The organism is Burkholderia sp. BE17 (genome assembly GCF_009362305.1).
Classification (GTDB): domain Bacteria; phylum Pseudomonadota; class Gammaproteobacteria; order Burkholderiales; family Burkholderiaceae; genus Burkholderia; species Burkholderia pyrrocinia_C.
In genome coordinates, this window is record NZ_WHNU01000030.1 from 91,487 (window position 1) to 118,141 (window position 26,655).

At 68.4% G+C, this 26,655-nt stretch carries 26 protein-coding genes, 1 pseudogene and 1 riboswitch; of the genes and pseudogenes, 10 read left to right on the forward strand and 17 right to left on the reverse strand.

The window, feature by feature from the left end:
- Positions 1-128 precede the first annotated feature (128 nt).
- The 6 genes from GD429_RS40600 to GD429_RS24585 form a co-directional block, all read right to left on the reverse strand.
- Positions 129-278, reverse strand: coding sequence for a hypothetical protein (locus GD429_RS40600; protein ID WP_193727182.1), 150 nt, complete (start codon positions 276-278; stop codon positions 129-131).
- Between the two features lie 70 nt (positions 279-348).
- Positions 349-981, reverse strand: coding sequence for a gamma-glutamylcyclotransferase (locus GD429_RS24565; protein ID WP_152860716.1), 633 nt, complete (start codon positions 979-981; stop codon positions 349-351).
- Positions 982-993: 12 nt separating this feature from the next.
- On the reverse strand, positions 994-1,770 hold the full coding sequence (gene ybeY, locus GD429_RS24570) for an rRNA maturation RNase YbeY (RefSeq protein ID WP_152860718.1): 777 nt from the start codon (positions 1,768-1,770) through the stop codon (positions 994-996).
- A 142-nt stretch (positions 1,771-1,912) separates the two neighbouring features.
- Positions 1,913-2,956, reverse strand: a complete 1,044-nt coding sequence (locus GD429_RS24575) for a PhoH family protein (protein ID WP_152860720.1) — start codon at positions 2,954-2,956, stop codon at positions 1,913-1,915.
- 33 nt (positions 2,957-2,989) lie between these two features.
- The gene (miaB, locus tag GD429_RS24580) at positions 2,990-4,363 is read right to left on the reverse strand and encodes a tRNA (N6-isopentenyl adenosine(37)-C2)-methylthiotransferase MiaB (protein WP_152860722.1); all 1,374 of its coding nucleotides are present in this window, start codon (positions 4,361-4,363) and stop codon (positions 2,990-2,992) included.
- Positions 4,364-4,577: 214 nt separating this feature from the next.
- Complete coding sequence (locus GD429_RS24585; RefSeq protein WP_152860724.1) at positions 4,578-5,510, reverse strand: LysR family transcriptional regulator; 933 nt, start codon at positions 5,508-5,510, stop codon at positions 4,578-4,580.
- A gap of 146 nt (positions 5,511-5,656) precedes the next feature.
- Between GD429_RS24585 and GD429_RS24590 the strand changes: the two genes are divergently transcribed.
- The 3 genes from GD429_RS24590 to ribB all read left to right on the forward strand — a co-directional run bounded on the left by GD429_RS24590 (position 5,657) and on the right by ribB (position 8,908).
- Complete coding sequence (locus GD429_RS24590) at positions 5,657-6,832, forward strand: MFS transporter (RefSeq protein ID WP_152860726.1); 1,176 nt, start codon at positions 5,657-5,659, stop codon at positions 6,830-6,832.
- Between the two features lie 228 nt (positions 6,833-7,060).
- A complete protein-coding gene (locus tag GD429_RS24595; RefSeq protein WP_152860728.1) occupies positions 7,061-7,744 on the forward strand; it encodes a helix-turn-helix domain-containing protein in 684 nt (227 codons plus the stop codon).
- Between the two features lie 186 nt (positions 7,745-7,930).
- Positions 7,931-8,079, forward strand: a riboswitch (FMN riboswitch).
- A 118-nt stretch (positions 8,080-8,197) separates the two neighbouring features.
- The gene (gene ribB, locus GD429_RS24600) at positions 8,198-8,908 is read left to right on the forward strand and encodes a 3,4-dihydroxy-2-butanone-4-phosphate synthase (RefSeq protein WP_152860730.1); all 711 of its coding nucleotides are present in this window, start codon (positions 8,198-8,200) and stop codon (positions 8,906-8,908) included.
- 91 nt (positions 8,909-8,999) lie between these two features.
- On the opposite strand, the gene GD429_RS24605 is transcribed toward ribB, so the two are convergent.
- The 5 genes from GD429_RS24605 to GD429_RS24625 all read right to left on the reverse strand — a co-directional run bounded on the left by GD429_RS24605 (position 9,000) and on the right by GD429_RS24625 (position 14,095).
- A complete protein-coding gene (locus GD429_RS24605; protein WP_152860732.1) occupies positions 9,000-9,686 on the reverse strand; it encodes an HAD family hydrolase in 687 nt (228 codons plus the stop codon).
- A gap of 179 nt (positions 9,687-9,865) precedes the next feature.
- Positions 9,866-10,852 carry an inositol 2-dehydrogenase gene (gene iolG / locus GD429_RS24610; protein ID WP_152860734.1) on the reverse strand — a complete coding sequence of 329 codons (987 nt, stop codon included), beginning with the start codon at positions 10,850-10,852 and terminating at the stop codon, positions 9,866-9,868.
- Between the two features lie 132 nt (positions 10,853-10,984).
- Positions 10,985-11,812 carry a TIM barrel protein gene (locus GD429_RS24615; protein ID WP_152860736.1) on the reverse strand — a complete coding sequence of 276 codons (828 nt, stop codon included), beginning with the start codon at positions 11,810-11,812 and terminating at the stop codon, positions 10,985-10,987.
- Between the two features lie 38 nt (positions 11,813-11,850).
- A complete protein-coding gene (locus GD429_RS24620) occupies positions 11,851-12,885 on the reverse strand; it encodes a xylose isomerase (RefSeq protein WP_152860738.1) in 1,035 nt (344 codons plus the stop codon).
- Positions 12,886-13,030: 145 nt separating this feature from the next.
- Positions 13,031-14,095, reverse strand: coding sequence for a LacI family DNA-binding transcriptional regulator (locus GD429_RS24625; RefSeq protein WP_152860740.1), 1,065 nt, complete (start codon positions 14,093-14,095; stop codon positions 13,031-13,033).
- 177 nt (positions 14,096-14,272) lie between these two features.
- On the opposite strand from GD429_RS24625, the gene GD429_RS24630 reads away from it, so the two are divergent.
- From GD429_RS24630 to GD429_RS24640, 3 genes are read left to right on the forward strand one after another with little or no spacing between them, the layout of a single operon-like run.
- Entirely contained in the window at positions 14,273-15,355 is a 1,083-nt protein-coding gene (locus GD429_RS24630; RefSeq protein WP_321574841.1) for a fatty acid desaturase family protein, read from the forward strand.
- Positions 15,356-15,391: 36 nt separating this feature from the next.
- The gene (locus tag GD429_RS24635; protein WP_152860744.1) at positions 15,392-15,700 is read left to right on the forward strand and encodes a non-heme iron oxygenase ferredoxin subunit; all 309 of its coding nucleotides are present in this window, start codon (positions 15,392-15,394) and stop codon (positions 15,698-15,700) included.
- A 4-nt stretch (positions 15,701-15,704) separates the two neighbouring features.
- On the forward strand, positions 15,705-16,952 hold the full coding sequence (locus tag GD429_RS24640; RefSeq protein ID WP_152860746.1) for an NAD(P)/FAD-dependent oxidoreductase: 1,248 nt from the start codon (positions 15,705-15,707) through the stop codon (positions 16,950-16,952).
- A gap of 85 nt (positions 16,953-17,037) precedes the next feature.
- Here GD429_RS24640 and GD429_RS24645 read toward each other — a convergent pair whose 3' ends face one another.
- From GD429_RS24645 to glpD, 3 genes are all read right to left on the reverse strand, one after another.
- Positions 17,038-17,754, reverse strand: coding sequence for an MIP/aquaporin family protein (locus GD429_RS24645; RefSeq protein WP_034178959.1), 717 nt, complete (start codon positions 17,752-17,754; stop codon positions 17,038-17,040).
- Between the two features lie 81 nt (positions 17,755-17,835).
- Positions 17,836-19,338: a glycerol kinase GlpK gene (gene glpK / locus GD429_RS24650; protein WP_034178958.1), complete on the reverse strand. Its 1,503-nt coding sequence runs from the start codon at positions 19,336-19,338 to the stop codon at positions 17,836-17,838.
- A 105-nt stretch (positions 19,339-19,443) separates the two neighbouring features.
- Positions 19,444-20,967 (reverse strand): glycerol-3-phosphate dehydrogenase, encoded by a 1,524-nt coding sequence (gene glpD, locus GD429_RS24655; protein WP_321574843.1) that lies wholly within the window; start codon positions 20,965-20,967, stop codon positions 19,444-19,446.
- 162 nt (positions 20,968-21,129) lie between these two features.
- On the opposite strand from glpD, the gene GD429_RS24660 reads away from it, so the two are divergent.
- A complete protein-coding gene (locus GD429_RS24660) occupies positions 21,130-21,498 on the forward strand; it encodes a hypothetical protein (RefSeq protein ID WP_193727183.1) in 369 nt (122 codons plus the stop codon).
- 98 nt (positions 21,499-21,596) lie between these two features.
- On the opposite strand, the gene GD429_RS24665 is transcribed toward GD429_RS24660, so the two are convergent.
- Entirely contained in the window at positions 21,597-21,794 is a 198-nt protein-coding gene (locus GD429_RS24665) for a hypothetical protein (protein ID WP_006477892.1), read from the reverse strand.
- A 313-nt stretch (positions 21,795-22,107) separates the two neighbouring features.
- Positions 22,108-22,887: a DeoR/GlpR family DNA-binding transcription regulator gene (locus GD429_RS24675; protein WP_006493999.1), complete on the reverse strand. Its 780-nt coding sequence runs from the start codon at positions 22,885-22,887 to the stop codon at positions 22,108-22,110.
- Positions 22,888-23,100: 213 nt separating this feature from the next.
- Between GD429_RS24675 and GD429_RS24680 the strand changes: the two genes are divergently transcribed.
- The 3 genes from GD429_RS24680 to GD429_RS24690 all read left to right on the forward strand — a co-directional run bounded on the left by GD429_RS24680 (position 23,101) and on the right by GD429_RS24690 (position 26,461).
- Positions 23,101-24,741, forward strand: a complete 1,641-nt coding sequence (locus GD429_RS24680) for a gamma-glutamyltransferase family protein (protein WP_152860748.1) — start codon at positions 23,101-23,103, stop codon at positions 24,739-24,741.
- Positions 24,742-25,056: 315 nt separating this feature from the next.
- Positions 25,057-25,884, forward strand: coding sequence for a ferritin-like domain-containing protein (locus GD429_RS24685; RefSeq protein WP_152860750.1), 828 nt, complete (start codon positions 25,057-25,059; stop codon positions 25,882-25,884).
- A gap of 70 nt (positions 25,885-25,954) precedes the next feature.
- A complete protein-coding gene (locus tag GD429_RS24690) occupies positions 25,955-26,461 on the forward strand; it encodes a hypothetical protein (protein WP_152860753.1) in 507 nt (168 codons plus the stop codon).
- Here the strand turns inward: GD429_RS24690 and GD429_RS24695 are convergent.
- Positions 26,455-26,655: pseudogene (locus GD429_RS24695) on the reverse strand (RNA helicase); the annotation flags it as partial. The gene GD429_RS24690 and the pseudogene GD429_RS24695 sit on opposite strands and share 7 nt — an antisense overlap.

The window sequence follows — 26,655 nt, forward strand, 5'->3', positions numbered from 1 at the left end:
GGCGGCGGCGCAGCAGCGGCAAAAAACGGGTGCGGGAAAGGCGGGGCAGCGCGGCGTGGGAAGGCACCCGGCCGAGGCGGCCGGTGACGGCGGCATTCTGCCGCACGCGGGCGCCGCCGGGCCGTGGATCAGAACCGCATGCCGGTCGAGCAGCCGCCGGCGGCCGCGCCGTTGGTCGCGGCGCCGCCGCAGCCGAATATTCCGCAGCCGGACAGCACGACGCTCGCGGCGACGAGCAGCGCGGCGACCTTGCAGCGCGACCAGTGTGACGGTTTCATCGGTCGTGTCCTCGTTCGAACGGTCGGGCGGTGTGGCATCGCGTGGCGGCAAACCGGGCGTCGCGTTGCGTCACCGGCATCGCGCGAGCAGCCCTTCCAGCGCGCGATCGGGAATGCCGCTCGCGCGCAGCGCGTCGACCGTGCGGCTCACGTAGTCGAGCGTCGTGCCGTAGCGGCCGGCCGCGCAGCCGAACACTTCCTTCACGACGGAGTCGGACAGCTTGCCCGTATAGGTCGGCACGTCGCGGCGCATCACGAACGCGAGCGCGTTCACGCGTTCGCCGTTCTCGAGCGAGCACGGCAGCCACGCGGGCCGGTACGAACCCATCGGCATCTCGCGCTTCCACAGCGTCTCGAGGTGCGGCTGCGCGGTCGGGCCCGCGAGCCGGAACGCGATGCCCGAGCACGAGCCGCCGCGATCGAGCGCGAGCACGAGGCCCGGACGTTCGGGCGTGCCGCGGTTCACGCGCGACCACAGGTAGAGCCCGCGATGGTAGCCGTGCACCTTGCCGCGCACGGCGTCGACGGTCGGCAACCCCGGGTTCCAGATCAGCGAGCCATAACCGAACAGCCAGAGGTCCTGCCGGCCGTCCCAGTCGCGCATCGTGTGCGCGAGCGACGCCGCGAGCTCGTCTTCCGTCAGCAGCCGCCCGTCGCCGATCGACGGCGGGTAGGCGGGCGGGAGCATCGCGGCGTTGCGCATCGTGCGAACGGCTTACTGGTACGGGTTCGGGAAGCCCAGCTTCGCGAGGATGTCGACTTCGAGCGCTTCCATTTCGGCCGCGTCCTCGTCGCTCGTCTCGTGGTCGTAGCCCTGCGCGTGCAGCGCGCCGTGCACCAGCAGGTGCGCGTAGTGGGCCGTGAGCGGCTTGCCCTGGTCGTGCGCTTCCTTCTCGACGACCGGGCAGCACAGCACGAGGTCGCCGATCACGGTGCCGTCGGGCGCCGCGTCGTACGCGAAGGTCAGCACGTTGGTCGGGTAGTCCTTGTGGCGGTAGCCGGCGTTCAGCGTGCGGCCTTCGTTTTCGCCGACGAAGCGCACGGTGAGCTGCGCGCCGGCGAACAGCGCCGGCTCGATCCATTCGGCGATCAGCTTGCGCTTGGGCAGCGTCTTGCGCACGTCGCTCGTGATCTCGTCGCCGTATTGCACGGACAGGTCGAGTTCAGGCTCGCGCAACGCGTCTTCGGTTTCGTCTTCGCGCGGCGCGGGTTCGGCGCCCACGTGCAGCGTCACGCTGTCGTAGTGCTCGGGCTGCAGCGCGAGCTTCGCGCGCATCGCCGGATCGTTGTGCTGCGCGACGATCGCGACGGCCGCTTCCCCCGAGCTGCCCGACAGGTCGAACATCAGGCTGCGGCCGTCCGGGAAGTCGATTCGCAGCCCCTGCGCGTTGACGGTGCGGGCCTTGCCCTTCGCATCGAACAGCGAAAGACGGGGGGATTCGGGCGCGGCGGACTGGGCGCGCCCGGACTTGCGAGAACGGGAGGATTTCATGACGCGTGCGGCGATTGGAACGCGATGAGGATACACCAAACGGCCGATCGCACCCGAATTCGCGCGGGCGAAAAAAAGCCCGGCGCGCCGTCTGGCGGGCCGGGCCGGCAGGCCGGGGCGGCGCGCGGGCGCCGCCGGCCGGTCAGCTGTCCTGATGCTGCGCGTGGAACTCGTCGTACGCCTCGACGATGCGCGCGACGAGCGGATGGCGCACGACGTCCGCGCTCGTGAAACGCGTGAGTGCGATGCCGCGCACGCCGTTCAGCACCTGCTGCGCCTCGACGAGGCCGCTCTTGTGGCCGCGCGGCAGGTCGACCTGGCTCGTGTCGCCGGTCACGACCGCCTTCGAGCCGAAGCCGATCCGCGTGAGGAACATCTTCATCTGCTCGGGCGTGGTGTTCTGCGCCTCGTCGAGGATGATGAACGCGTGGTTCAGCGTGCGGCCGCGCATGTACGCGAGCGGCGCGATCTCGATCATCTGGCGCTCGAACATCTTCGCGGTCTTGTCGAAGCCGAGCAGGTCGTACAGCGCGTCGTACAGCGGACGCAGGTACGGGTCGACCTTCTGCGCGAGATCGCCCGGCAGGAAGCCGAGCCGCTCGCCGGCCTCGACGGCCGGGCGCGTCAGCACGATCCGCTTGACCTGGTCGCGCTCGAGCGCGTCGACCGCGCACGCGACCGCGAGGTAGGTCTTGCCGGTGCCGGCCGGCCCGATGCCGAGCGTGACGTCGTGCGACAGGATCTGCTTCAGGTATTCGCGCTGCGCGGGCGTGCGGCCGCGCAGGTCGGCGCGCCGCGTATAGAGCTTCGGCCCCTGATCTTCGAGCGTCTCGTCGTCGAGCTGCACGACGGGCTCGTCGAACGGGTGATCGGGGTCGCCGCGGAAGCGCACGTCGAGCGTGTTCTCGCGGCCGTTGCCGGCGGTGTGGCGCACTTCGACCAGCGCGAGCTGGATGTCGTCGACCGACAGCGGATCGCGCGCGCGGTTGTAGAAGTTATCGAGCGCGGCGAGCGCGAGCTTGGCGCCGCGCCCGCGGATCGTGATCCGGTGGCCGCGCCGCGCGAGCGTGACGTCGAGCGCCTGTTCGATCTGCCGCAGGTTTTCGTCGAGCGGGCCGCAGAGGTTGGCGAGGCGCGCGTTGTCGTCGCGCGGCGCGGTGAATTCCAGTGCTTGGGCGGGCTTCAAAGTGGCGTCGGGCTCCTGTTGGGCGTCAGTCGGTCAATGCGTGGCGGCGCTTGCTTCGCCGCTGACGAGCACGAGCTCGCCGCGCAGCGAATGCGGGTACGCATGGTTGATCTTCACGTCGATCATCTGGCCGATCAGGCGCGGGTGCGACGCGAGCGGCGCCGGGAAATTCACGACCCGGTTGTTCTCGGTACGGCCCGCGAGTTCGTTCGGGTCCTTGCGCGACGGGCCCTCGACGAGGATCCGCTCGACCTTTCCGACCATCGACTGGCTGATGCGTGCGACGTTCTCCTCGATGGTCGCCTGCAGATGTTGCAGGCGTTTGAGCTTCACTTCGCGCGGCGTGTCGTCGTGCAGGTTCGCGGCCGGCGTGCCGGGGCGCGGGCTGTAGATGAACGAGAAGCTCGTGTCGTAGCTCATGTCGTGCACGAGCGCCATCATCTTGTCGAAATCTTCCTCGGTCTCGCCGGGGAAGCCGACGATCATGTCGGTCGACAGCGACAGGTCGGGGCGGATCGCGCGCAGCTTGCGGATCACCGACTTGTATTCGAGCACCGTGTAGCCGCGCTTCATCGCCATCAGGATGCGGTCGGAGCCGTGCTGCACCGGCAGGTGCAGGTGGCTCACGAGCTTCGGCACCTTCGCGTAGGTGTCGATCAGGCGCTGCGTGAATTCCTTCGGGTGCGACGTCGTGTAGCGGATCCGCTCGATGCCGGGGATGTCGGCGACGTATTCGATCAGCGTCGCGAAATCGGCGATCTCGGACGCGCCGGCCGTCAGCGCGCCGCGATACGCGTTCACGTTCTGGCCGAGCAGCGTGACTTCGCGCACGCCCTGGTCGGCGAGGCCGGCCACTTCGGTCAGCACGTCGTCGAGCGGGCGCGACACTTCATCGCCGCGCGTGTACGGCACCACGCAGTAGCTGCAGTACTTCGAGCAGCCTTCCATGATCGACACGAACGCGCTCGGCCCCTCGACGCGCGCGGGCGGCAGGTGGTCGAACTTCTCGATCTCGGGGAACGAGATGTCGACCTGCGAGCGGCCGCTCTCGCGGCGCGCGTCGATCATCTGCGGCAGGCGGTGCAGCGTCTGCGGGCCGAACACGAGGTCGACGTACGGCGCGCGCGATACGATCGATGCGCCTTCCTGGCTCGCGACGCAGCCGCCGACGCCGATCAGCAGGCCGGGCTTCGCTTCCTTCAGCTCGCGCACGCGGCCGAGATCGGAGAACACCTTCTCCTGCGCCTTTTCACGCACCGAGCACGTGTTGAACAGGATGATGTCCGCGTCTTCCGGCGTGTCGGTCTTTTCGAGGCCTTCGGCCGCGTTCAGCACGTCCACCATCTTGTCCGAGTCGTACTCGTTCATCTGGCAGCCGAAGGTCTTTACGTAAACTTTCTTGGTCATGGGGATTCGCCGTTCGCAGTGGTTGACCTGGGGGCGTCGTCAAGAGTGAATCGGGACGGCCGTGCGCTGCACGCGGGTTGCGCGCTTCAAGCATGAAAGGCCGTCGGGAAAGCCTTTCATTATAGCTTTTCGCGCTGCCCCGGGCGGCTGACGGGTTGCCGCCGCGCGACGTCGATCGCCGGGTTCCGACCCTTGAGCTGCGGCACGCCGGCTGTCAGCGGCACGCGTTCAGCAGGTCGTCGAGCGCGGCTTCCTCGCGCGCGAAGCGTTCGACGAGAAAGTCGAGCAGCACGCGCACGCGCAGCGCCAAGTAGCGCTTGCTGTGATAGATCGCGTGCAGCGGCGCGTCCTGGTGCCGCCAGTCGGGCAGCAGCACGCGCAACCGGCCCGCGCGGACGTCGTCGGCGATGTCCCACAGCGATTTCAGCGCAATGCCGTGGCCGCGCAGCGTCCATTCGCGCGTGAGGCCGCCGTCGTTGGACTCGAATGCGGTCGCGACCGGCACCCGGTGGATCTGCACCTCGTCGCCGCGCGTGAAATGCCAGACGCTCATCGGCCCGGACGCGATCGTGATCACGTTGCAAGGAAAGCGGGCCAGATCGTGCGGATCGGCCGGCACGCCGTGGCGCTCGACGAACGACGGCGCCGCGCACAGCACGCGCCGGTTTGTCGCGAGCCGGCGGGCGATCAGCGCGCCGTCGGGCGGCGCGGCGAAGCGGATCGCGAGGTCGATCTCGTCCTGCCACAGGTTCGACGACGAATCGGACGCCGTCAGCGCGAACGTGACGTCCGGATGGCGCGTCGTGAATTCGTCCAGCCAGTCGAGCAACTGGTTGCGGCCGAAATCGGACGTCGACGACAGCCGCACCTTGCCGCGGACGACGTTGCGGCCTTCCTGCAGCATCGCATCCGCATCGTCGAGCGCCTGTAGCGCCTGGCGGCAGCAGTTCAGGTACAGCCGGCCCTCGTCGGTGAGCCGCAACTGCCGCGTCGAACGTTCGAACAGCCGCGTCGCGGTCTTTGCCTCGAGCTTCGCGAGGCGCGCGCTCGCGGCGGCCGGCGTGAGGTTCAGCTTGCGCCCGGCAGCGGACAGGCTGCCCAGCTCCGCCGCCTCGACGAACAGCCGGATGTCGCCCAGTCGATCCATTCGATTTTCCAGAATTTTTTGAAAATGGTTCAAATGCCACGCCAATTATCAAATATAGGCATCTTCGGGACAATGCGCGCACATCCCGCTTCTTGTGCGGTGCGGCACCGACCGGGCGCCGCGTCCGCCGCCTTCCGGAGAACGTCATGCCCATTCCGCTACTGGCGCTCGCGATCAGCGCCTTCGCCATCGGCACCACCGAATTCATCATCATGGGCCTGTTGCCCGAAGTCGCGCGTGATCTCGCCGTATCGCTGCCGTCGGCCGGCCTGCTCGTCACGGGTTACGCGCTCGGCGTCGCGGTCGGCGCGCCGCTCCTCGCGGTGCTGACGAGCCGCATGCCGCGCAAGGCCGCGCTGCTGTTGCTGATGGCGATCTTCATCGTCGGCAACGTGCTGTGCGCCGCCGCGTCCGGCTACGCGATGCTGATGGTCGCGCGCGTGGTCACGTCGTTCGCGCACGGGTCGTTCTTCGGGATCGGCGCAGTGGTCGCCGCGTCGCTGGTGCCGGCCGACAAGCGGGCGAGCGCGATCGCGCTGATGTTCACTGGGCTCACGCTGTCGAACGTGCTCGGCGTGCCGTTCGGCACGTTCGTCGGCCAGCTGCTCGGCTGGCGCGCGTCGTTCTGGATCGTCGCGGCGCTCGGCGTGCTGGCGCTCGGCGGCGTGGCCGCGCTCGTGCCGAACCGCCACGACAGCGGGCCGGTCGGCCTCGGCCACGAGGTGCGCGTGCTGAAGGAGCCGCAGGTGTGGCTCGCACTGCTGATGACCGTGCTCGGCTTCGGCGGCGTGTTCGTCGTGTTCACGTATATCGCGCCGATTCTCGAGACGGTGTCGGGCTACGCGCCGCGCTCGGTCGCGCTGATCCTCGTGCTGTTCGGCGCGGGGCTGACGATCGGCAACACGCTCGGCGGCAAGCTCGCCGACCGCGCGCTGATGCCGTCGCTGATCGCGATCCTCGTCGCGCTGATGGCCGTGATGGCCGTGTTCGCGAAGACGAGCCACCTGCCGGTCGCGGCCGCCGTCACCGTATTCGTATGGGGGATCGCCGCGTTCGCGACGGTGCCGCCGCTGCAGGCGCGCGTGGTCGAGAAGGCCGCGAGCGCGCCGCATCTCGCGTCGACGCTCAATATCGGTGCGTTCAACGTCGGCAATGCGGGCGGCGCGTGGCTCGGCGGCCTCGCGCTGGAACACGGCCTCGCGCTCGATGCGCTGCCGTGGGTCGCCGTCGCGGTGACGTTCGCGGCGCTCGTCGTCACGTGGCTCGCGATGCGGCTCGATGCACGTGCTCCGGCGCGCGGCGCGGCGCCGGCGGCGCAATGAGCGGCGCGATAGTGGCGCGATAGTGGCGTGACAGCGACGCCATAGCGGCAGGAAAAGGTTCGCGAGAATCGCATTCCTCCGCGATGCTGATAACGGTGTGAAGATAACTTCGTTTGCCCGCGCAAGGCCGGGTGATAGCGTCTCGATACGCGCCGTTGCAGGCGCAACCCGATTCCGATCCCGGCTTACCCCATACGCAGGGCCGCGCGGCGGCCCGGAGGCAATGCTATGTCTTCATCCCTGGCGCTCGTGCGCGACGTGTCTTCCTTCGAGTCCGGCAATGCCGCCGAAGCGCGGGCAGCCGCGTCGCTCGATGTCCTCGAACAGGTCGTCGGCGTGAACCTCGCGCGCTTGCGCGCCGAACGGCAACTGTCGCTCGATGCGCTCGCGCGGCTGTCCGGCGTGTCGCGCGCGATGCTCGCGCAGATCGAGTCGGCGCGCAGCGTGCCGTCGATCAAGGTGCTCTGCAAGATCGCCGCGGCGCTGAAGGTGTCGGTCGCCGCGTTCCTGCGCCGCCATGCGGTGAACGGCTTCGAGCACCTGGCGGCCGAGCGCGCGTCGCGTGTCGTCAGCTCGAACGGCCGTTTCTCGGCGCGCGCACTGTACCCGGAAGGCGAGCCGGCCGCGGCCGAATTCCACGAGCTGCGGATCGCGCCGCTGCATACGGAGCCCGGCACGCGCCGCGCGCCCGGCACGACGGTCAACCTCGTCGTCAGCGAGGGTACGCTCGAACTCAGCGTGCACGACCGCCGCCAGTTGCTCGCGACCGGCGACGCGATCGTGTTCGATGCCGACCAGCCGTACAGCCTGCGCAATCCGGGCGACAGCGAAGCGCGCGCGTTTCGCGTGACGGTGAGCCCCGAGGTGCCGCCGCGCTGGCTCGTGCCCGACGCGGCGCACGCGGCCGGCTGATCGTGCGGGCCGCACGGAGCGGTTGCCGTCCCCGTCTCGGGCGGGAGCGCAGCGCGGCCGTCGGCCGTCTGGACGATGCCGTTAGACGGGGTCGTCAGTAAGGTTTTAGGTGTTGTTGGCTGCGCGCCGCGCGCGGCTGTTGTATGCTTGGCCCGCCGATGATGGGCAGTTCCCATCCGGCAATCAGTGCGTCTTCAGGGCGGGGCGAAATTCCCCACCGGCGGTAGGCTGGCGTAAGCCGGCGAGCCCGCGAGCGCCCGCGCCACCGCGCGGGGTCAGCAGATCTGGTCGAATGCCAGAGCCGACGGTCACAGTCCGGATGAGAGAAGATGTGCAGATAGTCATGTCCGCCAGGGCCGCTTCGCGATGCGTGCGAAGCGGGTTGTCGTTCTGTCTGTTTGCAATGCCCTGAAACGTTTTTCGCCCAAATCGTATTTGCGAGGAGCGTTTCACATGTCCTTGATGTCCGTTTCGTCGGCGCCCGCCGACGCCTTTGCCGATCTCCCGTTGCTGGATTCCGAACCGGTGCCGCCGCGTATTGCCGCTGCGCTCGAAGCGATGCGTGCGGGCCGCGCGGTCGTGCTGCAGGACGACCATGACCGCGAGAACGAGGCCGACCTGATCGTCGCCGCCGAGCGCATCACACCCGAGACGATGGCGCTGCTGATTCGCGAGTGCAGCGGCATCGTGTGCCTGTGCCTGACCGACGACACGGTGCGCACGCTCGAACTGCCGCCGATGGTGCAGACCAACGAGAGCCGCAACGGCACCGCGTTCACCGTATCGATCGAGGCGCGCGAAGGCGTGCATACGGGCGTATCGGCGGCCGACCGCGTGACGACGATCCGCGCGGCGATCGCCGACGGTGCGAAGCCGCACGACATCGTGCGTCCCGGCCATGTGTTTCCGCTGCGTGCGCAACCGGGCGGCGTGCTTGCGCGCCGCGGTCATACCGAAGGCACGGTCGACCTGTCGATCCTTGCGGGCCTGAAGCCGGCCGGCGTGCTGTGCGAGCTGATGAATCCGGACGGCACGATGACGCGCGGCGACGACGTCGAGCGTTTCGCGCAACGGCACGGGCTGCCGATGCTGACGATCGCGGAACTCGTCGAATTCCGCGAGGCGCTGGCCGCTGCGCGCGAGCGCTGCTGCGAGCCGGCCTGAGCGGGGAGGGAGCGGGCGCGTTCGCGCGCCCGTGGCATGGCGTGCGAGAACCGGCGCACGCCGGGCCGGACTGAGCCGGCCCGAATGACAATCAGGACTGCACGTCGCCGAATTCGCCGCGCATGCCGGCTTCGACGAGCGCCGGCAGTTCGTCCATCCTGCGCATGATCCGCGTGATGCCCATCGCGCGCAGCGCGTCCGCGTAGTTGTCGGGGATGTGGCTTGCGCCGACGAACGCGATCGTCTTCATCCCCGCCGCACGCGCGGCATTCAACCCCGATACGCTGTCCTCGACGACGACGCAGCGCGCCGGCGCCACGCCGAGCGTTTGCGCCGCATGCAGGTAGACGTCGGGGTAGGGCTTGGGCCGCGATACCTGCTCGGAACTGAACACGCGTTCGCCGAAGATCTCGGTGAGCGACGCGCGCTTCAGCGAGCTGCGCACGCGCACGAGCCGGCTGTTCGACACGACGGCGGCCGGCAGGCTGACCTTCAGCAGCGCGTCGCGCACGCCGGTGATCGGCGCGAGCGATTGCGCCAGCGCGATCTCGATGTTGTGCTCGATGGTCTCGATGAAGTCGGCGGGCATCTCGACGCCGAAGCGGGATTCGAGCCCCGAGAGGAAACGCGACGTCTGCTGGCCGAACGCCGACTTCGCGGCGGCTTCGAAATCGATGTGCGGGAAGGTGGCGGTCAGCGTGTCGAGCAGCACGCGGTCGGCGATGACTTCGCTGTCGACGAGCACGCCGTCGCAGTCGCAGATGAGGTGATCGAGCATGATGGTGAAAAAGCGGGATATCGGCGACGCCGATCGATTCGCCATCATACGTGCTTTCACGCGCATGCCGCGCGACGTTTCGGCAAATCTGCCCGATGCGGCCGTGCCGTCGCCGCATTTCGTGCAGGTGTGCTGCCGATCGTGCGGCGGCCCGCTTGCACGGGCCGCCATCGCTTGCGTCACATCTCGATCACGCGCCCCGTTTTCCACGACGTCATCGCGGCCTCGGCCAGCTCGAGCGCGGCGAGCCCGTCATCGATCGTCGTCCTGACCGGCGTGCCGTCGCGCAGCGCGTCGACGAAGTGCGCGATCTCGGCCGCATACGCGTGCCGGTAGCGCTCGAGGAAGAACGGCTCCGGCACGTCCGACGCGATGCCGCCGGCCAGCCACGCGCTCACCTCGGTCGGTCGCACGTTGCCGGCCTGCATCATCCCGTTGCTGCCGAGCAGCTCGAAGCGCTGGTCGTAGCCGTAGGCCGCGCGCCGCGACGTGTTGATCTGGCACAGCAGCCCGCGCCGCGTGCGGATCGTCACGGCGGTCGAATCGATGTCGCCGGCATCGAGCACGGCAGGGTCGGTCAGGCAACTGCCGGTCGCGTGCAGCGTCTGCGCTTCGTCGCCGAGAATCCAGCGGAACACGTCGAAATCGTGGATCAGCATGTCCTTGAAGATGCCGCCCGAGCTGCGGATGTAGTCGACGGGCGGCGCGCCCGGGTCGCGACTCGTGACGATCAGCATCTCCGGTGCGCCGATCTCGCCGCGTTCGACACGCGCCTTCAGCGCCGCGAAGGTCGGGTCGAAACGGCGCTGGAAGCCGATCATGCAGGTCACGCCGGTGCGCCGCACGACGTCCGCGCATGCGCGCGAGCGCTCGACGGTCAGGTCGACCGGCTTCTCGCAGAACACGGCCTTGCCCGCGTTCGCCGCCGCGACGATCAGGTCCGCATGCGTGTCGGTGCTCGACGCGATCACGACCGCCTGCACGGCCGCATCGCCGAGCGCTCGCTCGATATCGGCGGCCTGCGCGCCGTGCGCATGCGCCAGCGCTTCGGCCGACGGCGCATGCCGGTCGACCACATACTTCAGCTTCGCGCCCGGATGGCGCGTCAGATTCGCCGCATGGATCTTGCCGATTCTTCCCGCGCCGAACAAAGCGAATTCGATCATTCTGTTCTCCTCTTCCTTTGAGTTCGTTGTCTTCTTCCTGTCAGGCCCGTGCCTGGCGCGCACATCGAGTGCATGGCCGCGCGCGTCGTCACGTGTACGGGTCGTCACGCCGGCCGCGCACCGCGGCGACGCTCAGCGATCCGCCAGTTCGCGCCGCACGTAGTCGATGCTCGCGCGCAGCCGGTCTTCGATGTCGTCGGCTTCGGCGATTTCGTTCGCGAACGGCTCGAACGAGAACGCGCCGCGGTAGCCGCGCGCGAGCAGTTCGCGCAACTGCCGGATGTTGCCGAGCCGGTCGGCGCCGCCGACCAGCACGCGATGGCCGTCGCGCATCCGGTCGACCGGCAGGTCGTCTTCGTCGACGCCCGAGATGTGCACGAGGCCCGTCAGGTTCGGGAAGAAGATGTCCTCGCCCGACAGATGATGGTGGAACGTGTCGTGCACGAGCCGGAAGACCTGTTCGCCGGCCGCGTCGTAAATGCCTTTCACCGCGTCGGACTTGCGGCGCAGCGCGCACTCCTCGAAGCCGAGCGGCTCGATGTAGCCGAGCAGGCCGCGCGCTTCGAGGATCGGCTTGAGCGCCTTCAGCGCCTTCACGAGATCCGCATGGCGCGCGTCCGCGCCGCGCGTGTCGCCGCGGCTGTTGGTCGGGCACAGCACCAGCGCACGCGCGCCGCACTGCGCCGCGTAGTCGGCCAGCACGGTCGCTTCGTCCGCGCGCTCGGCGTTCCATTGCTCGAAGCGCTGCAGCGCGTTGATCGTCAGGATCGTCACGCCGCCGGCTTCGGCCGTCGCGCGCACGGCGGCGGCCGGCGTGCCGTCGGCGATCTCGACGCCGTCGAGATCGTTGCGGATCTCGATCGTGTCGATGCCGAGGCGCCGGCACAGCGCGACATAGCGGTCGAGCGGCAGGCGCGGCGCGCTCATCCGGTTCAGCGAAAAGTGGAATGCTTGCGTCATCGTTCTGTCCTTGGGTGTCGAGTGGGGCTGGGTCCGGATCAGGTGCCGGTGCGAGCGGTGCCGCCGGCCGGCGGGTTTGCCGGCGGCGCGGCGAGTGCGTGCCACGTGTCGCGCAGCCAGTGCGCGCACGCGACGTTGTTGTCGAAGATCGAATAGCGTGCGCCGCCGCCGTAGTCGGGAAACGGGATGAACTCGCAACTGATCTGTTCGAGCCGCGCCGGCCGAGCGTGAGCCTGCGATTGCAGCAACTGGCGCAGCGCGGTTTTCCACGTGTCGAGCGCCGCCGCATGCCATTCGCCGTGCCAGGCACCCGGTGCCGGCGCGACGAACGGATACTGGATGCCGCGGCCGGGCCGGCCGTCCGCGCGGCGCATCCAGCGGTTCTCGGGATTGTTCGGGATCACGCTGCGCGCGTGCGCATGCCGGACCCAGCCGCGCGCGATCCAGTCGGCGTAGATGGCGGCCGGCGATGCGGGGTCGAGCACGAGGCTGCCGCTGTCGACCCGTTCGCGAATGCCCGATGCGTCGAGTTCGACACGATTGCCGATCTTGAACAGCAGGTGCGAATGATCGAGCGTGATCCGGAACGGCGCACCGGCCTGCTCGACATGCTGCGCGACCCGCGCGACGCGCGTGAAGTCCTCGCTCCACATGTCGACGTGCACTTCGAGGCTCGGCAGGCAGCCGTCCGGCTCGCCGCGTTCGTAGGTACGCAGGTAGAAATCGGCGACTTCGCGGTCCGACAGCGGATGGCCGTCCGCGTGATGCGCGTACAGCTGGCAGTTGAGCACCGTGCTGCCGAACCGCGCGCCGGCATCGACGATTTCGGCGGCATGCGCTTCGTCGCGGCCCGCGCACCAGATGCCGCCGATCACGCGAATCGGCAGCGCGTGGCGTTCGACCAGCGCGAAATACGGCGACAGATCTTCGCCGCGCGCCGGGTTCTTTTCGACGTAGTCGAACACGCCGGCGTTGGCGACCATCCGGAAACGTTCGGCAGGCGCGGGCAACGGCAGGCCGTCGTGTTCGAGCACGCCGTCGAGGTTCACGCCGATGAGGATCGGTTCAGCCATCGTCTCCTGTCCATTGTTGTGCTGGGGATGGCTGTCCAATGTACGGATGCGCCGCGCGGGCTGCATGACAAACATTGACGAAAAATCGCCAATGCGCCGGTCGATTTTTTTCGGCACGCGCATGCGCCGCGATGCGCGGCGACATTCAGGGCTGCAGGTAGGCGCTCGTCCTCACGTTCGCCGCACAGAACACGCGGAATTCGACCGGGTCGCCCGGCGGCGGCTGTTCGACGATCCCGCACGCATGCAGCACGTGCTGCAGCGCGGAAATCGCCTGTCCGTCCGGATCCTGGTCGATCGCGAGATCCATCGCGCCGGCGTCGATGAAGGTGCGGTGCTCGTCGAGCATCTCGTGCCCGATCCAGACCACGCGCCCGGTCGCACCGGCCTTGCGCAGCGCCGCTTCGATGCCGGCCGAGCCGGCTCCGCTGTTGTAGATCGCGACCACGTCGTCGTGCGCCTGGAGTGCCTTCGTCACCGCGCGGTAGCAGCGGTCGTCCTGGTCGAGCGTCTCGACCGGCTCGCCGGCGCAGCGCAGCGCGGGGAACGCGTCGGCGAGCTGGTCGCGGCAGCCGGCCATCCGGTCGACGTGCGCGCGGTAGCCCATGCGGCCGCCGAGCAGCAGCACGCGGCCGGGGCGTGCCGCCAGGCGGCCGACGTAGTAGCCGGCCGTGCGCCCGGCGCGGTAGTTGTCGATGCCCGCGTAGTGCACGCGATCGATGCCGCCGATGTCGGTGACCATCGTGACGACGGTTTCGCCGCGCGCGATCGCGCCGGCCAGCGCATCGCGCACGCGGGCGGTGTCGCGTGCCGTGACGATCAGCGCCGCGCGCCGGTATGCGGGCCGTTCGATCAGCGCGGCGGCGCGTTCGTCGTCCGCGGCGGGCAGGATCGTCCGGTGCACGACCACGCGCCGGTCGAGCATCTGCAGCGAGCGCTGCAGCGCCTGCTGCAGCCGCCGGAAGAACGGCGCGTCGGTGTCCGGCAGCAGCACGTCGACGTGTATCAGCCCGTGCCGCGTGTCGGGCAGCTGCCGCGGCACGCCGAGCTGCCGCGCCGCCGCGACCACGCGCTCGCGCGCCTGCGCCGACACGCTGCCGCGCTCGTTCAGCACGCGGTCGACGGTGGTCGTGCTGACGCCGGCGAGCGCCGCGATCTCGTCGAAGCGCGCGGTGCGCTTGCGCCAGCGCGGCCCGGATTCACCTGCCATGGTCGTCTCCATCGTCGTGGTCGCCATCATCGGGTGCGTGGCGCTGTCGGGAACGCTAAAACGATGGCGAAATTTCGTCAACGTTTCGATTGAGCGGGGGCGGCCCGTCGCCTAATTTTGGTTCCATGCAGAAGCGCTTGCCGCGCTTCCCACGCACAAGCAAACCAGGAGACACGAGTGGCTCATATCGACGACCAGGCGCGCGATCGCACGGCGGCGCGCCGTCAGGAATACCGACTGATCGGCGGCGCCGGCGAGCGTGCGCACGCGGCGGGGCTCGTCAACGCCGAGTGGTACCGGTGCGCGGTGCCGCGGCCGCTGATGAAGCAGTTGATGCAGCGCGGCGACGCGCGTGCGATCCGCGACACGCTGATCTGGTACGCGGCGATCGCGGCCAGCGGCGTGCTCGCGTGGCTTGCCTGGCGCGCGCATTCGGCGTGGGCGATCCCCGCGTTCTTCGTGTACGGCACGCTCTATTGCAGCCCGGCCGATTCGCGCTGGCACGAATGCGGGCACGGCACCGCGTTTCGCACGCGCTGGATGAACGACGCGCTGTACCAGGTCGCGTCGTTCCAGGTGTTTCGCCGCGCGACGGCGTGGCGCTGGAGCCATGCGCGCCATCACACCGACACGCTGGTCGCCGGGCGCGATCCGGAAATCGCCGCGCCGAAGCCGACCGACTGGCTCGCACTCGCGCTGAACGTCGTCGCGCTGAAGCATGTGGCCGGCGAGCTGCGCAAGATGATCGCGGCCGCGTTTACCGGTCGGCTCGACGACGAGGAGCGCACCTACGTGCCCGAATCGGAATGGCCGAAGGTCGTGCGCGAGGCGCGCATCCATCTGGCGGTCTATGCGCTCGTGGCCGGTGCGTCGCTGTACCGGCACACGCTCCTGCCGCTGCTCTACATCGGCTTGCCGAGCCTCTACGGCGCGTGGCTGTACCTGTACTTCGGCCTCACGCAGCACGCGGGCATGCCCGAGAACGTGCTCGATCACCGGCGCAATTGCCGCACCGTGATGATGAATCCGGTGTTCCGCTTCCTGTACTGGAACATGAACTACCACGTCGAGCACCACATGTTCCCGATGGTGCCGTTCCACGCGCTGCCGAAGCTGCACGAGGCCGTGAAGGCCGACATGCCGCCGCCGTACCGCAGCACGCTCGTCGCGTATGCGGAGATCGTGCCGGCGCTGGTCCGGCAGACGCGGGACCCGTCCCATTACGTCGTGCGGCCCGTGCCGGACGCGGCGCGCATGTGACCGACATCGAACACCCTAATCAAGGAGATACGCATCATGACGCAATGGATCGACACCGGCGCGCTCGACGACATCGACGATGAAGACGTCGCGCGCTTCGATCACGCGGGCCGCACGTACGCGATCTACCGCATCGACGGCGAGGTTTATGCGAGCGACGGCCTGTGCACGCACGAGCGCGTGCATCTCGCGGACGGGCTCGTGATGGGCCATGTGATCGAATGCCCGAAGCACAACGGCCGCTTCGACGTGCGCGACGGCCGGCCGCTGTCCGCGCCCGCATGCGAGAAGCTGCGCACCTACCGCGCGAAGATCGAGGGCGGCCGCGTCCTGATCGAGGTGTGATGAGATGACGAACCACCGTGTGATGGCGATCGTCGGCGCGGGCCATGCGGGCGGCCGCGCGGCGCAGGTGCTGCGCGAGTCCGGCTGGCGCGGGCGCATCGTGCTGATCGGCGCGGAGTCGCACCTGCCGTACGAGCGGCCGCCGTTGTCGAAGGGCGTGCTGACGGGCGAGCGCAGCGCGGCGCAGTGCCGGTTGCGCGATCCGGACGCATGGGCGGCCGACGGTATCGAGCCGGTCGTCGCGACGGTCGAGCGCATCGATCCGCACGCACGCGAAGTGCGCGTATCCGGCGGTCGGGTGTTCGGCTACGACGCGCTGCTGCTCGCGACCGGCGCTCGCGCGCGCCGCCTCGCGATTCCGGGCGCGGCGCTCGACGGCGTGTTTGCATTGCGCACGCTCGACGACGCGGCGGCACTCGGTGCGCGGCTCGTGCCCGGCGCGCGGATCGTGATGATCGGCGGCGGCTTCATCGGTCTCGAAGTCGCGGCGTCGGCGCGGCTGCGCGGCTGTCGCGTGACCGTGCTCGACGCGGCGCCGCGCCTGCTCGGGCGCGCGGTGCCAGAGTCGATCGCCGCGCGCGTGCACGCGCTTCACGAGGAGCAGGGCGTGGCGATCCGCGTGAACCGGAAACCCGTTGCGATCGAGCGGACCCCGGGCGGCGCGTTGGCCGTCGCGCTCGACGACGGCGCCACGCTGATCGCCGATACGGTCGTGGCCGGCATCGGCATCGAACCGGCGGACGAGCTGGCGCGCGACGCGGGCCTCGCGGTCGATCGCGGCATCGTCGTGAACGCGCGGCTCGAGACGTCGGCGCGCGGCATCCATGCGGCCGGCGACGTCGCGGTGTTTCCGAGTGCGTTGTCGGGGCGACCGGTCCGGCAGGAGACGTGGCACGGCGCCGAGACCCAGGCGCGCGCCGCCGCGCGCAACATGCTCGGCGCCGACGAACCGTATCGCGACATGCCGTGGTTCTGGTCGGATCAGTACGACGCGCAGTTGCAGGTGGCCGGGGAGCCGGCGCTCGGCGAGCTGGCGATCGCGCGCAGGCTCGATGGCGACGCCGAAATCCATTTCCATTTCGATGGTGGCGGACGGCTCGTCGCGGCGAGCGGCTTCGGCCGCGCGTCCGGATTCGTCAAGGAGATGAAACTGGCGAGGACGCTGGTCGAATGCGGTGCCGTGGTGGTGCCCGCGATGGTCGCCGATGCGAACGTGAAACTGAAGTCGCTGTTGCCGACAGCCGGCGCGTAGGCGGGTGGGCGCAACGCCCGATGAAAAACAGCCCGCGGCCTTCCGGCACGCGGGCTGTGTTGCTTCGCCGATGCGACGGGCCGCGTCAGTGCGGCACGTGCAGTTGCAGATAGAGCACGGCAGCGAGCGAGCCGCCGATCAGCGGGCCGACCACCGGAATCCATGCATAGCGCCAGTCGCTGTCGCGCTTGCCGGGAATCGGCAGCAGCGCATGCATGAGGCGCGGCGCGAGGTCGCGCGCGGGGCTCATCGCATAGCCGGTCGGGCCGCCGAGCGAGATGCCGATGCCGAGCACGAGCAGGCCGACGGGCAGCGCGTCGAGCGCGCCGAGGCCGACTTGCGGCGACGCGAGATACAGCACGCCGAGGATCAGCACGAACGTGCAGATCGCCTCGGTCAGCACGTTGTGCCGGACGCTGCGGATCGCGGGCGCCGTGCAGAACACCGCGAGCTTCAGGTCCGCATCGGCTTCCTTCGCGAAGTGCTGGCGATACGCGAGCCACACGAGCAGTGCGCCGGCCATCCCGCCGAGCATCTGCGCGAGGATGTAGCCGCCGACTTTCGACCACGCGAACTTGCCCGCGAGCGCGAGGCTGATCGTCACGATCGGGTTCAGGTGCGCGCCGCTGAACGATGCGGTCACGTAGACGGCGACGAATACGGCCATCGCCCAGCCCCACACGATCACGATCAGGTCCGCGCCCTTGCCCTTGGTCTTCGCAAGCAGCACGTTCGCGACCGCGCCGTTGCCGAGCAGCACGAGGATCGCTGTGCCGATGAATTCTGCAATATAAGGTGACATGATTGTCTCTCGTATGTCGCGGCGGACTCGCGCGCTGCGCGGTCCGCCGGTGTTGTTGTATTTCGTACGGATGGCTGACGATTACTGGGTATCGTCGGCCCACGCCTTCGCGGCGCGCACCGCACGCTGCCAGCCGGCCATGCAGCGTTCGACCTGCTCCTTCGGCATCGACGGCGAGAAGCGGCGGTCGAGCTGCCACTGGTCGCGCACTTCGTCGAGGTTCTTCCAGTAGCCGATCGCGAGGCCCGCGAGGTAGGCCGCGCCGAGTGCGGTCGTCTCGGTGATCTGCGGACGCACCGCGTCGACGCCGAGCAGGTCGGCCTGGAACTGCATCAGCAGGTCGTTCGCGCTCGCGCCGCCGTCGACGCGCAGTTCGCCGATGCTGATGCCCGAATCGGCTTCCATCGCGGCCAGCACGTCGAGCGACTGGTACGCGATCGAATCGAGCGCCGCCCGCGCGAGGTGCGCGGCCGTCGTGCCGCGCGTGACGCCGAACACCGAGCCGCGCGCCCGCGCGTTCCAGTGCGGTGCGCCGAGGCCGGCGAACGCTGGCACGAGATAGACGCCGTCGGTGTGCGGCACGCTCGCGGCGAGCGCTTCGATTTCAGCGGCCGTCTTGATGATGCCGACGCCGTCGCGCAGCCACTGCACGACCGCGCCCGCGATGAAGATGCTGCCTTCGAGCGCGTACTGCACGTCGTCGCCGATCTGCCATGCGATCGTCGTGACGAGGTTGTTCTTCGACTCGATCGGCTTGTCGCCGGTGTTCATCATCAGGAAGCAGCCGGTGCCGTAGGTGTTCTTCACCATGCCCGACGTCGTGCACATCTGGCCGAACAGCGCCGCGTGCTGGTCGCCGGCGATGCCCGCGAGCGGGATCTTCGACGCGAATACGGTGGTTTTCGTATGGCCGTAGATTTCCGACGACGCCTTCACTTCCGGCAGCATGCTGCGCGGGATGTCGAGCAGTTCGAGCAGCTCGCTGTCCCACTCGCGCGTATGGATGTTGAACAGCATCGTGCGCGATGCGTTCGTCACGTCGGTCACGTGCAGTTCGTGCTTCGTGAAGTTCCACACGAGCCAGCTGTCGACGGTGCCGAACGCGAGCTTGCCCTGGCGTGCCTTGTCGCGCGCGCCCGGCACGTTGTCGAGGATCCAGCGGATCTTCGTCGCGGAGAAGTACGAATCGATCGGCAGGCCGGTCTTCGCGCGCACCTTCGCTTCGAGACCCTGCTTCTTCAGCGAGTCGCAGAAGTCGGCCGTGCGGCGATCCTGCCAGACGATCGCGTTGTAGACGGGCTGGCCCGTCTCGCGATCCCAGACGATCGTGGTTTCGCGCTGGTTGGTGATGCCGATCGCCGCGATCGACGTGCCGTTCAGGCCCGTGCGCGTGACGGCTTCCGCGGCGACGCCGGCTTGCGTCGACCAGATTTCCTGAGGGTCGTGCTCGACCCAGCCGGGTTGCGGGTAGATCTGTTCGAATTCCTTCTGGGCGATCGACACGATATTGCCCTGGCGATCGAACAGCATCGCGCGGGAACTCGTGGTGCCCTGGTCAAGCGCGAGGATGTACTGGTCCTGCATGTCTCTCATCTCCATCCGTGGATTGGCTTAGTTGTGATGCGCGCCGCATGGTGCGCGGCGCGTCGGTGAGTCAACGTCGGTAAGACAACTGCAACTGCATTCGAATCACGCGTGCGGCGCGTGCGCGGCGGCGAACCACGCGTCGACCGCGGCCGTCACGGCATCGAGCGTGCCCGGCGCGACGTGCAGGCCGAGCTTCGAGCGGCGCCACAGCACGTCCTGCGCGCAGGTCGCCCATTCGGCATCGCGCAGGTAGCGCAGTTCGGCGTCGTGGATGCCCGGCGCGATTTCGGTGCCGAGATCGGCGAGCGACTGCGCGCCGTCGACCACGCGCTCCGCGCGCGTGCCGTAGGCGCGCGCATAACGGCGGGCGAGCGCGGCGGGCAGCCACGGATGACGTTTCGCGAACGTGTCGGCGAATGCGTCGAACTTCGCGTTCGCGATGTCGCCGCCCGGCAACGCGACGCCGGCCGTCCAGGTTTTCGCGTCGCTGCCGAGCGCGCGGCACAGCATGTCGCCGGCTTCTTCCGCGAGCTTGCGGAACGTCGTGATCTTGCCGCCGAATACCGACAGCAGCGGTGCGCCGGCACCGTCGTCCAGCTCGAGGCGGTAGTCGCGCGTGACGGCCGATGCGTTCGCCGCGTTCTCGTCTTCCAGCAGCGGGCGCACGCCCGAATAGGTCCAGTGCACGTCGGCCGGCGAGATCTTGCGTTTGAAGTAGCGGTTGATCGAATCGCACAGGTACTGCGTTTCGTCGCGATCGATCGCGACCTTCGCGGGATCGTTCGTGTATTCGACGTCGGTCGTGCCGATCAGCGTGAAGTCGTGTTCGTACGGAATCGCGAAGATGATCCGCTTGTCCGGGTTCTGGAAGATGTATGCGTGATCGTGATCGAACAGGCGGCGCGTGATGATGTGGCTGCCCTTCACGAGCCGCACGCTGTGTTGCGCGCCGCGGCCGAGCGCGCCGTGCAGCACGTCGCCGACCCACGGGCCGGCGGCGTTCGCGATCGCGCGCGCATGCACGACGCGGATCGAACCGTCGGCGTGCTGCAGCCGCGCTTCCCATTCGTCGCCGCGGCGTTCGGCGGATACCAGCTTCGTGCGCGTCAGGATCTCGGCGCCGCGCTCCTTCGCATCCATCGCGTTCAGCACGACGAGGCGCGCGTCGTCGACCCAGCCGTCCGAATACACGAAGCCGCGCTTGATCGAGTCGATCAGCGGCGCGCCGGCCGCATGGCGGCGCATGTCGATGCCGCGCGAGCCGGGCAGCAGTTCGCGTTTCGCGAGGTGATCGTAGAGGAACAGGCCGATGCGGATCAGCCAGGCCGGACGCAGGTTCGGCATGTGCGGCATCACGAAGCGCAGCGGCCACATGATGTGCGGCGCCGCGCGCAGCAGCGTCTCGCGCTCCTGCAGCGCCTTGCGCACGAGCCCGAACTCGTTGTACTCGAGATAACGCAGGCCGCCGTGAATCAGCTTCGTGCTGGACGACGACGTGTGCGACGCGAGATCGTCCTGCTCGCAGAGCATGACCGACAGGCCGCGGCCGGCCGCATCGCGCGCGATCCCCGCGCCGTTGATGCCGCCGCCGACGACGAGCAGATCGTAGCGATTCGGTTGGGTCACCTGCTGTCCTTATCGTCTGATGGAAATGGGCGAACACGAAATGTTCGAATTCGAAATTTAACGAACGAAATCGAAAAAGTAAAGTTCGAAAAAGCGGGGCCAGTAGCGCGCAGCGCGATCCCGGACGATACTGGCGGAATCGACCGTTTCGCGAGGTGAATCATGCGTATTGGGATGTGGGCCGGCTTATGCGCCGTCCTTCTGGCGGGGTGCAGCGCCGGCACGCCGCCGCTTGCCGGCAACTGGCGGGCGCCGTCGTTCGCCGACCTGCAGACATCGTGCGGCGGCACCGCGCGCGAATGGGGCGCGGATGCGCAGCCGGTCTACTCGACGCTGTACGACGCGTACGTGGCGAAACGGTATCGTGGGCTGACCGAAGCGAACTATTGCACGTTCGTAAACGAACTTTCGACGCACTATGCGGCGCCCGACGCGGCGGCGCGCGCCGGCTGGATCGCGTATTTCAACGGTGCGCGCGCGCAGGCGATCAGCTGGCGGGCGGCGGTCGATCCGACGCTGCGCGGCGGCTGAAGCCGGCTGCGGCCGGGTGAGGCGAACCGGCGGGGAAGCGGAAACGACCGTGCGGCCGGAAATCCGGCCGCGCGGTCAGGTCAGGAACAGCGGTTTTTTCACGAATAGCGGTATTTGATCGATCGAAGCGCGGCGTCGCCGGTTTCGGTCACGCAGTATTTGCGCCCCGAGCCGAGCCCTTCCAGGCGGACGAGCTGCTGTTCGAGCAGGATGTCCAGTTCATCCCGATCCATGTCGCGCTGGTCAGGCGCGTCCTTCACAAGCAATAGCGTGGCGAATTCATGCGGACTCAGCATCGTTCTCTCCATGGCATCCGGTCTGCCCGCGCGGCCGGCGCAAACGCCGACGCACGATACCCCGGGGGGTATGGCTTGGGGGGAAAGCTGTATTCGCCGGCCCTGAAGTTCGCTCACGCCCTGGCACAGGCGGTCGGGCAAACGGACCGGGGAACTGGAGTCTAGTCGAGCGCGCAGGCAACGACAAATCGTGCCCCGTTAATTTTCCGTTTGACAGGAGAATGCGTCGCAAGCGGTCCGCTCGCGGCGCCAACTTCTTGATTTCACTTGAAGTTTCGGGTGCGGTGCAGCATCGCTGGCGCCCTCGCAAGCGTCATTCCGCGACGTACACCTGGGTGCCGGCGGCGGCCACCGTGTCGGCCATCTCGGGCGGCAGCGGCTTGTCGGTGAAAAGCGCATGCACCTGGCTCAGGTGGCCCTGGCGCACCAGCGCCGGGCGGCCGACCTTCGAATGGTCGGTCACGAGGTAGACCGTGCGCGCGTGCTGCATGATCGCCTCGGCGACGCGCACCTCGCGCGTGTCGAAATCGCGCAGCGTGCCGTCGGCCTCGATCGCCGACGTGCCGATGATCGCGTAGTCGACCTTGAACTGGCGGATGAAGTCGATCGCGAGCTCGCCGACGATGCCCTTGTCCCACGGCCGCACGATGCCGCCCGTGATCAGCACCTCGCAGTCGGGGTAGCCGCTCATCATCGACGCGACGTTCAGGTTGTTCGTGATCACGTGCAGCCCGTGGTGGCGGTTCAGCGCGCGCGCGACTTCCTCGGTCGTCGTGCCGAGGTTGATGAACAGCGACGCCTGGTCGGGAATGTGCGATGCCGCGAGCGCCGCGATGCGCCGCTTCTCGTCATGGAACATCCGCTGGCGCGCCGTGTACGACACGTTCTCCGAGCTGGTCGGCAGGCTCGCGCCGCCGTGGTAGCGGCGCAGCAGGTTCAGGTCGGCGAGCCAGTTCACGTCGCGGCGGATCGTCTGCGGCGTCACCGCGAAGTGCGCGGCGAGATCGTCGACGGTCACGAAGCCGTCGCGCTGCACCCATTCGAGCAGTTCCTGCTGGCGCGCGTTCAGGGTGAGGCGGGGATCTCGGGTCATGGCTCGATGGTCGTGTCGTGAGACGGAGCGGGTATTGTAAGGGCGGCAACGGCGTTCGGCCGGCCTGGCCGGCACGGACGTCTGTAATTCATGCGGAAACAGCATGGATTCATGTGACAAATGAATTTGTGCGATTGCGCTGATCGCGCTGCAATGGCGGACTGCCCGCGTACGCGGGCACGCGTTCCTTCAGCTTTCGACGAGGTGGCACCGATGACTGGCTTCAACTGGCACAACCCGTATCCGACGACCCGCATCCCGGTATTCGCGCGCAACGTCGTGTCGACGTCGCACCCGCTCGCCGCGCAGGCCGGTCTGCGGATGCTGTGGAAAGGCGGCAACGCGGTCGACGCGGCACTGGCCGCCGCCGCCGCGATTACCGTCGTCGAGCCCGTGTCGTGCGGGCTCGGCGGCGACGCGTTCGCGCTCGTATGGGACGGCGAGCGGCTGTCCGGGCTCAACGCGTCGGGCGTCGCGCCGGCCGCGTGGAACGTCGACTATTTCCGCAAGCGCCACGGCGAGGATGCGCACGGCATCGCGAACAAGCCGACGCGCGGCTGGGATACCGTCACCGTGCCGGGCGTGATCGCGGGCTGGGAAGCGCTGCACGCGAAGTTCGGCTCGCTGCCGTTCGCGGACCTGCTCGAGCCGGCGATCGAGATCGCGGAGCGCGGTTACGCGGTGCCGCCGATCGTCGCGCACAAGTGGGCGGCGGCCGTGCCTGCGCTGCAAGGGCTGCCGGGCTTCGCGGAGACCTTCATGCCGCGCGGCCGTGCGCCGCTCGTCGGCGAACGCGTGTGCCTGCCGGGCCATGCGCAGACCCTGCGCACGCTCGCGAAGGACGGCGCCCGTGCGTTCTATGAAGGCGCGCTCGCCGAGCGCATCGCCGCGTTCGCCCGCGAAGGCGGCGGCGCGCTGACCGAAGCCGACCTGCGTGCATACCGGCCGGAATGGGTCGAGCCGATCGGCAAGCGCTTCGGCCGTCACACGATTCACGAGATCCCGCCGAACGGGCAGGGCATCGCCGCGCTGATCGCGCTCGGGATCGCCGAGCATGCGGGCCTGACCGATTGGCCGCTCGATTCGGTCGACTCGCAGCATCTGCAGATCGAGGCGATGAAGCTCGCATTCGCGGACGTCTATCGCTACGTCGCCGATCCGCGCGCGATGGAAGTCACGCCCGAGCAGATGCTCGACGATGCGTATCTCGCCGAACGCGCGAAGCAGATCGATCCCGCGCGCGCGACGCACTTCGGCGCCGGCCGGCCGCATTCGGGCGGAACGATCTACCTGTCGGCGGCCGACGAGCGCGGGATGATGGTGAGCTTCATCCAGTCGAACTACATGGGCTTCGGCTCGGGGCTCGTGGTGCCGGGCACCGGCATTGCGCTGCAGAATCGCGGGCACGGCTTCTCGATGGATCCGGCTTCGCCGAACGTCGTCGCGGGCGGCAAGCGGCCGTTCCACACGATCATCCCGGCGTTCGTGACCGAGCAGGTCGACGGCCGCACCGAGGCCGTGATGAGCTTCGGCGTGATGGGCGGCGACATGCAGCCGCAGGGCCACCTGCAGACTATCGTGCGGATGCTCGGCCATGGGCAGCAGCCGCAGGCCGCATGCGATGCGCCGCGCTGGAAGGTCAACCGCGACTTCACGCTCGACGTCGAAGCGACGATGAATCGCGCGACGGTCGACGCGCTGGCCGCACGCGGCCACACGATCAAGTCGATCGACGATCCTTACATGGATTTCGGTTCGGGGCAGTTCATCTGGCGTCTCGACCGCGACGATCGCGAGCGCGGCTACGTGGCCGCGAGCGACAGCCGGCGCGACGGTCTGGCGGCCGGCTTCTGACGGTTCGCCTCCATTTCATGCGCTCGACGGGCGGCCGAACGGCCGCCCGTTTCGTTTGGTGCGGGCTCGTACCATTGAACGGCTGCAAGCGGTTCGAAGGACTCGTCTAACGAACGGCAACAGACGCCGTGGAACTGCGCTTGTCGGCCATGGTCAGTGCTTTGGAGCACGAACGTCAAAGTCCGGCTAAGATGCCAGGATGGTTCGGCCGGACCAAGTCACTATAAACGCAAGTAAAACGCCGCCTGCGGGACGGTCGGCGCCTGTGCCGAAGGCATGGGCCGGCCCCCGCGCGACGACTGGGAGCGCACCACCATGGACACCAAAACGACGCATGTCATGCCGTGGCGAATCGAGGACATCGACCTGAACCGGATCGATCGTCAGCGTGCCGCCGCGAACGAGGATCTGTTGCTGCTGCTGTGCGCGTCGTCGTTCATCGAAAGCGGCTCGGATCTCTATACGAGCAATCTGAGCGAATTCTTCAACGACGATCCTGAAGTATCCGCGTGGCTCAACAATGCATGGGAGCACGAAGAATTGCAGCACGGCCGCGCGCTGAAGGCGTACATCGCGCACGTGTGGCCCGAGTTCGACTGGGATACCGCATTCGCGAATTTCTTCGCCGAGTATTCGAAGACCTGCAAGGTCGAGGCATTCGAGAAGACCCGCGCGCTCGAGATGGTCGCGCGCTGCGTCGTCGAGACGGGCACGGCCACGCTCTATCGCGCGATCAACGAATGCTCCGACGAGCCCGTGCTGAAGGAAATCACCGACAACATCCGCACGGACGAAGTGCGCCACTACAAGCACTTCTTCAAATTCTTCAAGAAGTACAACAAGCTCGAAGGCAATGGCCGGCTCGCGGTGCTCGGCGCGCTGGCGCGCCGCGTGATGGAAATCAAGAACGAGGATTCCGAGATCGCGCTGCGCCACGTGTTCGCGGTTCGTTATCCGGATCGCGTCGGCGACAGCCAATACAACCGCGAGCGCGTCGCGCGCATCAGTTCGCTGGTGCGGCGCAACCTGTCGGCCGACATGTGCGTGAAGATGCTGCTCAAGCCGCTCGACCTGCCCGCGAAGATCCAGCCGGGCGTCCACTATCCGCTCACGAAGATCACGCGGCACGTATTCCTGCGCTGATCGCCGCGACGCGGCCCGTCGGGCGTATGCTGCCGCATCGTCATCCGATCTGCACCAGGGCCACGCCATCATGACCGATACCCATCGCCACGCGCTCGAACAATGGACGTTCGATGCGTGGCCGCCGGCCGTCGTATCGCTGTTCGACGGCACCGCGCTCGAGCGTCATGCCGATATCGCCGCATCGCTGATCGTCGCGACCGACGACGGCCAGTTGCGCACGACGCTGCTCGGCGTCGGCGAGATCTATGCGCACGACGCGCGCACGCTGCTGCTGGCGCTATGGCCGCAATCGCGTGCGGCGCGCGCGATCGCGCAACGGCGCGCGGCCGCGTTGACGCTCGTCGCGGACGGCGCGTTCTTTCAGGCGCAATTGAGGATCGAGCCGCTCGAAGGCGACTTCGGCGGACTGGCCGGATTCGCTGCGACGATCGCGCACGGCGATGCGCAGCGGGTCGGTTATGCGCGTCTCGCGACAGGCGTCACGTTCACGCTGGAAGGGGAGCGCGCCGCGGTGCTCGCACGCTGGCAACGCCAGCTCGAGCACCTGCGGCGCGCGGCCGCGCGGCTTCAGTGACCGCGCTGGCCGCTGCGCGACGAACGGTTGCGGTTCGGGTGCGCGGCGTTGCCGCTCGCGGGGCGGGCGCTGTTGCCGCCGCCCGCCGGGCGCCCGCCGCTGCCGCCGGCGCCGCCTTGCGTGCGCGGCTTCGCGGCCTTCTGCTGCGATGCCTTCGGTTGCGCGTTGGCGTCGCGCTTCGCGGCCGGCTGGCC

Bases quoted from the DNA above. Each gene is read 5' to 3' on its own strand.
- GD429_RS24685 (WP_152860750.1), top strand. From the start codon at position 25,057: ATGGACACCAAAACGACGCATGTCATGCCGTGGCGAATCGAGGACATC.
- glpK (WP_034178958.1), bottom strand. From the start codon at position 19,338: ATGCAGGACCAGTACATCCTCGCGCTTGACCAGGGCACCACGAGTTCC.
- GD429_RS24660 (WP_193727183.1), top strand. From the start codon at position 21,130: ATGCGTATTGGGATGTGGGCCGGCTTATGCGCCGTCCTTCTGGCGGGG.
- GD429_RS24625 (WP_152860740.1), bottom strand. From the start codon at position 14,095: ATGGCAGGTGAATCCGGGCCGCGCTGGCGCAAGCGCACCGCGCGCTTC.
- ribB (WP_152860730.1), top strand. From the start codon at position 8,198: ATGTCCTTGATGTCCGTTTCGTCGGCGCCCGCCGACGCCTTTGCCGAT.
- GD429_RS24645 (WP_034178959.1), bottom strand. From the start codon at position 17,754: ATGTCACCTTATATTGCAGAATTCATCGGCACAGCGATCCTCGTGCTG.
- GD429_RS24690 (WP_152860753.1), top strand. From the start codon at position 25,955: ATGACCGATACCCATCGCCACGCGCTCGAACAATGGACGTTCGATGCG.
- GD429_RS40600 (WP_193727182.1), bottom strand. From the start codon at position 278: ATGAAACCGTCACACTGGTCGCGCTGCAAGGTCGCCGCGCTGCTCGTC.
- GD429_RS24620 (WP_152860738.1), bottom strand. From the start codon at position 12,885: ATGGCTGAACCGATCCTCATCGGCGTGAACCTCGACGGCGTGCTCGAA.
- GD429_RS24635 (WP_152860744.1), top strand. From the start codon at position 15,392: ATGACGCAATGGATCGACACCGGCGCGCTCGACGACATCGACGATGAA.
- GD429_RS24665 (WP_006477892.1), bottom strand. From the start codon at position 21,794: ATGCTGAGTCCGCATGAATTCGCCACGCTATTGCTTGTGAAGGACGCG.
- GD429_RS24565 (WP_152860716.1), bottom strand. From the start codon at position 981: ATGCGCAACGCCGCGATGCTCCCGCCCGCCTACCCGCCGTCGATCGGC.
- GD429_RS24675 (WP_006493999.1), bottom strand. From the start codon at position 22,887: ATGACCCGAGATCCCCGCCTCACCCTGAACGCGCGCCAGCAGGAACTG.
- miaB (WP_152860722.1), bottom strand. From the start codon at position 4,363: ATGACCAAGAAAGTTTACGTAAAGACCTTCGGCTGCCAGATGAACGAG.
- ybeY (WP_152860718.1), bottom strand. From the start codon at position 1,770: ATGAAATCCTCCCGTTCTCGCAAGTCCGGGCGCGCCCAGTCCGCCGCG.
- GD429_RS24585 (WP_152860724.1), bottom strand. From the start codon at position 5,510: ATGGATCGACTGGGCGACATCCGGCTGTTCGTCGAGGCGGCGGAGCTG.
- GD429_RS24680 (WP_152860748.1), top strand. From the start codon at position 23,101: ATGACTGGCTTCAACTGGCACAACCCGTATCCGACGACCCGCATCCCG.
- GD429_RS24615 (WP_152860736.1), bottom strand. From the start codon at position 11,812: ATGACGCAAGCATTCCACTTTTCGCTGAACCGGATGAGCGCGCCGCGC.
- GD429_RS24595 (WP_152860728.1), top strand. From the start codon at position 7,061: ATGTCTTCATCCCTGGCGCTCGTGCGCGACGTGTCTTCCTTCGAGTCC.
- GD429_RS24640 (WP_152860746.1), top strand. From the start codon at position 15,705: ATGACGAACCACCGTGTGATGGCGATCGTCGGCGCGGGCCATGCGGGC.
- iolG (WP_152860734.1), bottom strand. From the start codon at position 10,852: ATGATCGAATTCGCTTTGTTCGGCGCGGGAAGAATCGGCAAGATCCAT.
- GD429_RS24605 (WP_152860732.1), bottom strand. From the start codon at position 9,686: ATGCTCGATCACCTCATCTGCGACTGCGACGGCGTGCTCGTCGACAGC.
- GD429_RS24590 (WP_152860726.1), top strand. From the start codon at position 5,657: ATGCCCATTCCGCTACTGGCGCTCGCGATCAGCGCCTTCGCCATCGGC.